The organism is Candidatus Bipolaricaulota bacterium (genome assembly GCA_021159055.1).
In the GTDB taxonomy this organism is placed as follows: Bacteria; Bipolaricaulota; Bipolaricaulia; order UBA7950; family UBA9294; genus S016-54.
The window spans coordinates 1-8,934 of the sequence record JAGGSO010000093.1 but is presented as its reverse complement, the minus strand read 5'-3'; the positions used below and the strand labels follow the sequence as shown (position 1 = coordinate 8,934).

Below are 8,934 nucleotides of genomic sequence, written 5' to 3'. Positions count from 1 at the left end.
GTTCCAGCCGGAGAACCCGTGCAGTCCGCCGAGCCCAGCGATCGTCTCCTCCCCCGGACGCAGGTGGAGGTGGTAGGAGTTTGAGATCACGATCTGCACGCCGATCTCCTCGATCGCCGCCGGCTCGACCGCCTTCACGCTCGCCCGCGTCGCCACCGCGACGAACGCCGGGGTGAGGACGTCACCGTGCGCGGTATGGATGATCCCGGTTCGGGCACGCGAGTTCGCTTCCTGATGGAGCAGCTCGTACATATCAGTAGAAGGTGGTGAGGGTGCGGTGATGCGGGGCCATCTCCCGGTTTTGGGAGGCATGCCACAGGAGCCAGTCGAGCTCGAGGGAGAGGAGCGGCCTCCCCTTGCGGGCGAGGGCGTCCCACAGCAGCTCGACGGAGACGATCGTCGCGGCGCGGATCTCGACCTCCTCGGGCGCCCCGGCCTCGATCCATTCCTCGTTGTCGACCCTCGCTGCCAGATCCTCACTGTAGCGCATCACCCCGGCGGCGCGCAGGAGCTGGGGGAGCTTGTAGTCGGCGAACGCGGTCAGCCGGGCGATGTCGTGGAACTCGCCGTACGATCTTCCGGAGAAGCACGCGTACAGGTCGCCGGCGAGGATCTGCGCCCGCTTGTAGAACGCGACCCGTTCTCCCTTGTAGCTCGCCTCGTCGCGGAACGAGGGGAACGCCTCCAGCACGAGCTCGACCAGCCGGAGCGCGCTTCTGTCCGCGGCCGCGATCAGTTGTTCCGGCCGACCGGAGTAGAGCTCGGTCATCCGCTGCCCGATCTCGTGCAGGATCGCGACCCTCTCGTCGAACAGCGGGATCTCACCGATCTTGACCCGGCCGTGCAGGATCTCCCGGGCCTCGTCGTCGGGTATCCGCGCGAGATACCCGAAGTCGTCGATCGGCCGGCCAGCGAGGAGCGCCTCCCGCAGGACCGCGGTGAGGGCGAAGTACCCGCTCAGCCGTTCCCCGTCCACGACCACCTTCCACCGCGGCTCGGGGAAGAAGCAGAAGTTGAGCGCGTCGACCACCAGCAGGTAGGCAACGGTGCGGGCCGTCCCGTCGCAGTAGTGATGCACACAGTCCCAGTCCGGGACCGGAATGGGAAGGAGCTGGTCCGCCAGCCCCGGGATCGCGCTCTTGTCGATGGTCACGTGATCCGCGTTCTCCATCACGAACCGCGCACTGTCGCGGACATCGATCATGTCGTCTCCTTTCTCGCCTGTACGAACAAAAGTGAACCCCCTTCCGGCGGGACCTCATCCCACGCCTGCGCCAGGGCGCGGCATATCTTAGCGAACCTCGGGGCGAGCATGGCAAGCAGCCCCTCCTCGTGGAGCGCGATGAAGAACCGGGATGCGATCCGGGTGATCGGTCCGCGGATCTTGACCCGAGCGAACCCGGCGGCGGCGAGTGCTTCCCGCAGGGATCCCGCGGTGAAGTGGCGCAGCTCGAACCCGCGCACTGCCGCGACTGCACCGCGGAATCGCTCCAGGAACGGCAGACCGAACGTCTCCGCGATCGTCCCGGCAAGCGGCTGCATCCCCGGCTCTCCCTCCCTTCGGGTGAACCCGGGCCGGCGCGGAAAGTTTGCAGCGATCTCTGCCATCTCCGGGCTGGAGTCGAACGCGATCAGGTACTCCGCCTCCCGCGGTGGGCGGCGCTCCTTCACCGCGTAGCGATAGAGGAACCGATCCCCTACGGGGAACAGCTCCACTTCCTCCGCGTACGGACCGGCGAGTTCCCCGTCCAGATGCTCCACCGTGGCGACGAGCGTGCCGCCGGGTTCCAGCACGCGATACGCCTCGCGCAGGCAGGCGGCGGGATCGGGGATCTGCTCGATCGCCGTGCCGGCGACGACCCCGGCGAAGCTTTTGTCCGGGAACGGGAGATCGTCGCCGGAGGCGACGCGAAAAGTTGCGTTTTCGATCCCGAGCCGGGCCCGGTTCGCCTCCGCCGTCTCGATCCGCTTCCTCGACCGATCGATCCCGATCACCTGCTCCACGTACGGGGCGAGCGGGAGGGCCGGCCAGCCGTCGCCGGTCCCGATGTCGAGGATCCGGCCGGTCGTCCCCAGAGCACTGAGGTAGGCCATGACGAGCGACAGATCGATCCAATCGTCGATCCGCTCCGGGGTGTACGGGCGATACACCCCGCCGAGATCGGGCGGAGCCTGGTGTTCCATCTCGTCGTAGCGGAGCGCTGCCGAATCGACCCATTCGACCCTGAAATTCCCGCGTATCCACTCCTCGATCGGCCGCATCGTCCCTCCTTGCCGACGATGGTACCGGAAAGAGAGGGAGGGATAAAGAACTAGTCCGCGAGCGCGCGGTACAGGGCGGTGTAGTCGCAGCTCGGGTTCCAGAACAGGTACCCGTCCGTCCCGGATTCCCGCGCCGCCCTGATCTGGGCGCGGATGTACTCCTCAAGCGACATTCCCGCCGGTACGTCCCGGCCGAATGCCTGGAGGAACGGACGGATCGGGGTGGAGACCCGGGCCATCCCGGCGGCGAGCGCCTCTTTGACGACCCGGTAGGGATCGTCCTTGTAGTATTCCTCGTTGTAATGCGACGGATAGAGCATCGGGGAGACGAAATCGACGCGGGCGGCGATCTCTTCGAGGGATTGGCCGATTGGGTCGATCTTCTTCCGGTTCCAATTCCACATCACCCGGCCGAACAGGTCCGCCGAGATCGTGATCCTCCCCGCGAGCGCATCCCGCGCCGCGTCCAGGAACCGGTTCACCGCCGCGTAACGTGCTGCGTATCTGGTCCCGAGCCCCTCTCCGTCCGGGAACCGGATGTAGTCGAACTGGAGCTCGTCGAACCCAAGCGATGCCACCTCGGACGCGATCGCCAGGTTGTATGCCACCGCCTGGTCATTATCCACCGGAACCCATGGGTTCGGCAGCTTGAGGTACGCCGCCAGTTTGGGGTCGTAGAACAGCACTTGACGGGCGATGACGTAGATCCCGGCGGCGTGCAGTCGAGCGATCAGGGCACGGGGATCGATCCTTCCTACAGCGGCTCCGATCTTGCGTGCGAGCGGGACGGCACTGGCGTAGGTCACCTCGCCGTGCATGTTCTTCACGTTGATCACCACAGCGTTGATCTTCCCCTCTCTCGCGGCGGTGAGTACCTCAGTGAGGGTCTCCGGCTTGGTTAGGGCGAATGAAGTGAGATACACCCCAATCCGTCCATGGGAGGAAAGCGCGATATCGGTGAGGGTGGAGCCGCGGTCGGAGCGGACCCCAAACGCAGCGATGATGACGATCCCGATCAACACGACGGCCGAAGCTTTCATGCCCTTCAGTCTAGCCGCACAAGACCGCCTCTGCCCTCCCATTCCGCCCTCGCCCGGGGGAACTAGGGCACTCCGGGGGAGGGAACCAGCCTGATCGGGAGAGCGGTCATCCGCGCGTTCACCGTTCCTCCACTTCTTCCACACCTAATCTCTATCAGATTCCGTTATCATCATTGTCTGTCAGCAAGAGGACGGATATAATTCAAAAAGCGGGTTTGCAACGAAGGAGAGAGCAAAGATGAAGAAGATATCGCTTGTTTTTATGGCGGCACTGTTCACGCTGGTCGTCGTGGGAGCAGCAGCGTCCCACGCTCCGATAACGATCCTCGGCGATTCCGACTTTACGGCGGATAACGGAGTCCTTTCCGGGAGTGGGACCGCAGACGATCCGTACGTAATCGCAGGCTGGGAGATTACCATCCCCAACGGGACCCCGTACGGGGTGAACATCCAGAACACGACCGCACACTTCGTTTTGCGTGGGCTTGTCATCCAGGGGGCGAGTGACCCGCACGGAGCGGCGATCCACCTCGGATTCGTATCCGGCGCCCGGGTGGAGGGGTGCTCGATCAACAACTCTCTGAACGGGATCGAGATCGCCTCTTCCACTGACGTCACCCTGACCGGGAACGTCATCTACGTGCAGGGGCTGGGCCTTCGGGTGACCGGAGAGACGCCGGAGGAGTACGACCACGCGATCGACACGTCCAACGTGCTCAACGACAGCCCGATCCACTACTTCTACGGGCGGCACGGGGAGACGATCTCCGGGATCAAGGGAACGAGCCTGTACATTGCAGCATGCGACGGGATGACGATCGAGAACAACGAGATCGTGAACGGAGACGGGATTCAGCTTGCGTTCGTGAACGATTCCGTCATCAAGGATAACCAGGCCTACCGGAAGAATCCGGTCTACACCGAACATGGGCTCACCCTGTACCGATCCGACAACAACACGGTGACCGGAAACATCCTCAAGAACAACCGGTTCGCCGGGGTGTACCTGTGGCTCTCGAACGAAAACGAGCTCTTCGACAACCAGTTGCTCGCCAACAACTACGGCGTCCTCGTCTCGGCGTCCGATAAGAACTCGATCCACGACAACCTCGTGTTTGCCAATCCCACCGGGATCCAGATTACAGGGGGATCGACCGGGAACTCGATCGCGCGGAACATCATCACCCAGGAGAACACGAAGTACGGGGTGGCGATCGAGCGGGCGACCGGGAACGAGGTCGTCGACAACGCGATCACCGACGCGGAGACCGGGGTCTACCTCGGGGTGCAGGCGGACCATAATACCGTCTCCGCCAACACGATCGTCGCCGGGGCGTACGGGGTCGAGGTGATCGGCTCGTACAACGACATCTCCCGCAACCTGATCTCCCAGCAGCGGCATGGTATCCTGTTCCCGGAGACGTATGGGAAGCGAACGATCATGGGAAACTCGCTTCACGAGAACGTCCTCTCCGAAAATGACCATAACCTCTATCTGAACCACGACTCGCGAATAAACACGGTCTACGGGAACTACTTCCTCGGGACCGGAGAGGCCCTGGTGGAGGACTACGGGAAGGGAAACACATGGACCCACGGAGGGAAGGGGAACTACTGGGAGACTTATACCGGCACGGATGCGAACGGAGACGGGATCGGGGACACTCCGATGACCGTCTATCCATCCGCCGCCCAGGACACGGCCCCTCTTGTCACCACCGCGGGGGCGACCGTCGGTCTCGGGATCCTCGGCGATCTTTCCCGGAAACAGGTGATCCTCACCACGGGTGATGGAACGCAGCTCAAGATCACCGCTCTGGTTGCCGATGCCGGCTACTCCCGGTTCACCGGGTTCCGCGGCTATCCGCCGTCATTGCGTGATCTCGTCCCGGCGATCTTGTTCATGTATGACAAGGAATTCCAAGGGAACTTCGTCATGGACACGGTCCACTTCCCGCTCGACATCGCGTTCTTCGACAAGGACGGGAGGTTCGCGGGGGGGACGACGATGGCTGTCTACTCCGAAGAGGATAAGGAGAAGAAGCTCTACACAGCAAAGAGACCCTTCCAGTACGCACTCGAGCTTCCTGAAGGCTACCTCTCTGCACACGGGATCGGGGAAGGGACGGTACTGACGCTCCCGGAAGAGTAACGGGCATCTCTTTTTCCTAACGAGATAAGGAGGGTTAAATGGCGCGCCTCCCGACCATCTTGTTGAAGCCGGGGGATCTCCCCCCGTATGTCCTCCTCCCGGGTGACCCAGCACGGGCCGCGCGAATCGCCGAGCGGTTGGAGGGCACGAAGGAGCTCGCGAAGAATCGGGAGTTCCATTCTTACTGCGGAAGCTACCGCGGGGTGGAGATCGGAGTTATCTCCACCGGGGTCGGGGCTCCTGGGGCGGCGATCTGCGCTGAGGAATCGATCAAGGCAGGTGCTCGTGTCCTCATCCGGGTCGGGACGGCCGGTTCCCTCCAAGATTCCGTAGTGGATGGAGATCTGGTGGTCGCTCTTGGTGCGGTGCGATACGAGGGGACAACTCCGCAGCTTCTTCCGATCCAATATCCTGCTCTGGCTGACCCAGACGTAGTTGGGGCGCTGTGGAACGCTGCGCAGACGATGGATGTCCGCGTGCACCGTGGGGTAGTCGTCACTTCCGACGCCTTCTATCAGGGGGTGCTTGACCTCGGGATTGAACCCCTATCCCGCGCCGGGGCCATGGCGGTGGAGATGGAATGCGCCGCTCTGTTCTGTGTGGCTGCCCTTCGCCATGTCCGCGCTGGCGCTATCCTCGCCATCGACGGGGACGCGCGGAGTGCGGCCGCCGGAGCTTACAATCCCCATCGGGATGTTGTGCGCAATGCCGTCTCCCAGGAGATCGATTGCGCCCTCGCGGGGATCGTTCGCCTGCACGCCGCGGAGTTTGAAAAACAGCAAAGAAAAAGCTAAGGTTGTAGCACAATGCAGTAGAACGACCCGCTCGCCATGAGAGCTGGGTGGGCGTTCAAAAAAGGAGGGAACAGCATGAAGAAGTTAGGTGCGATTCTTGCCGCGGTGTTGCTCGTCGGCGTGTTGGTGGTGGGGGTGTTCGCCGCCGATTATCCGAAGGTCGGGTTGATCCTCGCCACCGGCGGATTGGGAGACAAGTCGTTCAACGACCAGAGCTTCAAGGGAGCGTCCGACGCGGCGGCTCAGATCGCGGCCAAGTATGGGGTGACGGTCGACGACGTCCTCGACTACGTCGAGCCGAGCGACATATCCGAATACGAGGGCTATCAGCTCCAGTTTGCCGACTCGGGTGACTACGACATCATCGTCTGCATCGGATTCGATCAGGCATCGGCCCTGGAGACGGTCGCTCCCCAGTATCCGGATCAGAAGTTCGTGATCGTGGACATGGTCGTCGATCAGCCGAACGTCGCCTCGGTGGTGACGAACGACTGGGAGGAGGCGTTCCTCGTTGGGGTCGCCGCCGGGTACCTCACCAAGACGAACATCATCGGGTTCGAGGGTGGAATGGAGATCCCGTTGATCATCGGGTTCATGAAGGGCTACACCCAGGGAGCGCAGTGGGTCAACCCGAACGTAAAGGTGCTCGTCCGCTACGTGGGCGAGTGGGCGAATCCGACCCTCGGCGCCGAGCTGGCACGCGAGATGTACAACGCAGGGGCTGACTACATCTACGGTGCAGCCGGAAAGTCCCACCTCGGCGTGTTCACCGCTGCGGAGGAGAACCCGAACTGGTACGCGTTCGGGACCGACGTCGATCAGGCCCTGACCGCCCCTGAGCACGCCGATGTCATCGTCGGGAGCGGGCTGAAGCGGGTCGACCTCGCCGTCGAGTCGCAGATCATGCGGATGGCGAACGGAATCTGGGCACCCGGGATCTACAGCTACGGAATCACCTCCGAGTTCGGATTCGGGACCGGGATCGCGATCGGGCACCTCGACGTAAACGACTACATCAGGAAGAGCGCCTCGAAGGTGGACGTCCCCTGCGAGCTGATCCTGAAGCTGGTCGAGGCGGTGAACGGGATCAAAGACGGTTCGATCGTCATCGAACACTGATCCGACTGACCGATTAGCCAAGGCGGGTCGATGCCTGAGTTCGCGGTAGAGATGCGGGGGATCGTGAAGCGATTCCCGGGCGTCATCGCCAACGACGGGATCGACTTCGCCCTGAGACGTGGAGAGATACACGGTCTTCTCGGCGAGAATGGCGCCGGGAAGACCGTGCTCATGAGCATCCTGTACGGCCTGTATCGGCCGGACGCAGGACAGATCCTGATCAACGGTAAACCCCAATCGAACTACGGCCCGGCGACGGCGATCAGGCTGGGGATCGGGATGGTCCATCAGCACTTCATGCTCGTCCCCCGGCTCACCGTCGCCGAGAACATCATGCTCGGCCAGGAGCCGATCAGATCGGGCCTTTTCATCGATCGGAACGCTGCTATCCAGAGGATCGAGGAGTTCTCGAACCAGTACGGCCTTCCGGTCGATCCGCGAGCGCGGGTCGAACAGCTCCCGGTCGGGGAGCAGCAGCGCGTCGAGATCATAAAGGCCCTGTACCGTGGGGCGGATACCCTGATCCTCGACGAGCCGACCGCCGTTTTGACCGAGCAGGAGGTCGAACACCTGGAAAACGCCCTTCGAACCCTGAAGGGGGAGGGGAAGTCGACCGTCCTGATCACCCACAAGCTGCGCGAGGCGATCGAGATATGCGACCGGATCACGGTGTTGCGCAAGGGGAAGGTGATCGGGACGGTCGCCGCCGCTGAGACGAACGAGCGGGAGCTTGCTGAGATGATGGTCGGCCGCGACGTCGTGTTCACCGTCCGGCGGACTGAGGCGAAAGGGACCCCGGAGCCGGTCCTGAAGGTCGAGAAGATCGAGGCAGAGGACGATCGCGGGCTTCCCGCCCTCAAGGGCGTCTCGTTCGAGCTGCGGAAGAACGAGATCCTCGGGATCGCCGGGGTGCAAGGTAACGGGCAGGCCGAGCTTGCCGAGGTGCTGACCGGATTGCGGCCGGTGAAGAGAGGATCGATCTTCCTCGATGGCCTTGACCTGACCGGAAAGACGGCGCGCGATTTCATCGACGCCGGCATCGCCCACATCCCGGCCGACAGACAGCTGCGCGGGCTGGTGATGGACTTCACCATCCGGGAGAACGCGATCCTCGGCCGCCAGCGCGCCCACGAGTTCGCTCCCAACCGGTTCTGGCACAACCAGCGGGCGATCACGCGCTACACCGAGCGGATCGTTGAGGAGTACGGGGTGAAGACCCCGTCGATCCTTGTTCTGGCGCGGAACCTCTCCGGCGGGAACCAGCAGCGGCTGATCGTCGGGCGCGAGTTCTCCAAGCAGCCGCGGGTGATCATCGCCGCCCAGCCGACGCGGGGCCTCGACGTCGGGGGGATGGAGTACGTCCGCGAGCAGCTCCTCGGAATGCGCGACCGGGGTGCGGCCGTCCTCCTCATCTCGATGGACCTCGACGAGGTGATGATGCTGAGCGATCGGATTGCGGTGATCTATAACGGGGAGATCGTGGCGATAAAGGATCCGGAGGATACCGACCGCCGCGAGCTCGGGGAGCTGATGCTGAGCGGATCAAAGACGGAGGAAAGTTGAAACG

General features: G+C 63.2%; 8 protein-coding genes. 4 read left to right on the top strand and 4 right to left on the bottom strand.

The features are described 5' to 3' along the window. The 4 genes from J7J55_04835 to J7J55_04820 all read right to left on the bottom strand — a co-directional run. Window positions 1-252, bottom strand: a 252-nt coding sequence (locus J7J55_04835; GenBank protein ID MCD6142023.1) for a tRNA-guanine transglycosylase, incomplete at its 3' end; no start/stop codon positions are given. A gap of 1 nt (window position 253) precedes the next feature. Further along, window positions 254-1,204 (bottom strand): queuosine salvage family protein, encoded by a 951-nt coding sequence (locus tag J7J55_04830; GenBank protein MCD6142022.1) that lies wholly within the window; start codon window positions 1,202-1,204, stop codon window positions 254-256. Continuing rightward, window positions 1,201-2,262 carry a class I SAM-dependent methyltransferase gene (locus tag J7J55_04825; protein MCD6142021.1) on the bottom strand — a complete coding sequence of 354 codons (1,062 nt, stop codon included), beginning with the start codon at window positions 2,260-2,262 and terminating at the stop codon, window positions 1,201-1,203. Before J7J55_04825 ends, J7J55_04830 begins: the two co-directional genes overlap by 4 nt. Window positions 2,263-2,312: 50 nt before the next feature. Further along, window positions 2,313-3,302: a hypothetical protein gene (locus J7J55_04820; GenBank protein MCD6142020.1), complete on the bottom strand. Its 990-nt coding sequence runs from the start codon at window positions 3,300-3,302 to the stop codon at window positions 2,313-2,315. A 238-nt stretch (window positions 3,303-3,540) separates the two neighbouring features. On the opposite strand from J7J55_04820, the gene J7J55_04815 reads away from it, so the two are divergent. The 4 genes from J7J55_04815 (at window position 3,541) to J7J55_04800 (ending at window position 8,930) form a co-directional block, all read left to right on the top strand. Continuing rightward, window positions 3,541-5,454: a right-handed parallel beta-helix repeat-containing protein gene (locus J7J55_04815; protein MCD6142019.1), complete on the top strand. Its 1,914-nt coding sequence runs from the start codon at window positions 3,541-3,543 to the stop codon at window positions 5,452-5,454. A gap of 38 nt (window positions 5,455-5,492) precedes the next feature. After that, window positions 5,493-6,248: a nucleoside phosphorylase gene (locus J7J55_04810; GenBank protein ID MCD6142018.1), complete on the top strand. Its 756-nt coding sequence runs from the start codon at window positions 5,493-5,495 to the stop codon at window positions 6,246-6,248. Between the two features lie 75 nt (window positions 6,249-6,323). Beyond that, window positions 6,324-7,367 carry a BMP family ABC transporter substrate-binding protein gene (locus J7J55_04805; GenBank protein MCD6142017.1) on the top strand — a complete coding sequence of 348 codons (1,044 nt, stop codon included), beginning with the start codon at window positions 6,324-6,326 and terminating at the stop codon, window positions 7,365-7,367. Between the two features lie 30 nt (window positions 7,368-7,397). Continuing rightward, window positions 7,398-8,930: an ABC transporter ATP-binding protein gene (locus J7J55_04800; GenBank protein MCD6142016.1), complete on the top strand. Its 1,533-nt coding sequence runs from the start codon at window positions 7,398-7,400 to the stop codon at window positions 8,928-8,930. Window positions 8,931-8,934 lie beyond the last annotated feature (4 nt).

Excerpts from the sequence above, each read along its gene's own strand:
- J7J55_04820 (MCD6142020.1), bottom strand. The coding sequence starts at position 3,302 with ATGAAAGCTTCGGCCGTCGTGTTGATCGGGATCGTCATCATCGCTGCG.
- J7J55_04810 (MCD6142018.1), top strand. The coding sequence starts at position 5,493 with ATGGCGCGCCTCCCGACCATCTTGTTGAAGCCGGGGGATCTCCCCCCG.
- J7J55_04805 (MCD6142017.1), top strand. The coding sequence starts at position 6,324 with ATGAAGAAGTTAGGTGCGATTCTTGCCGCGGTGTTGCTCGTCGGCGTG.
- J7J55_04830 (MCD6142022.1), bottom strand. The coding sequence starts at position 1,204 with ATGATCGATGTCCGCGACAGTGCGCGGTTCGTGATGGAGAACGCGGAT.
- J7J55_04825 (MCD6142021.1), bottom strand. The coding sequence starts at position 2,262 with ATGCGGCCGATCGAGGAGTGGATACGCGGGAATTTCAGGGTCGAATGG.
- J7J55_04815 (MCD6142019.1), top strand. The coding sequence starts at position 3,541 with ATGAAGAAGATATCGCTTGTTTTTATGGCGGCACTGTTCACGCTGGTC.
- J7J55_04800 (MCD6142016.1), top strand. The coding sequence starts at position 7,398 with ATGCCTGAGTTCGCGGTAGAGATGCGGGGGATCGTGAAGCGATTCCCG.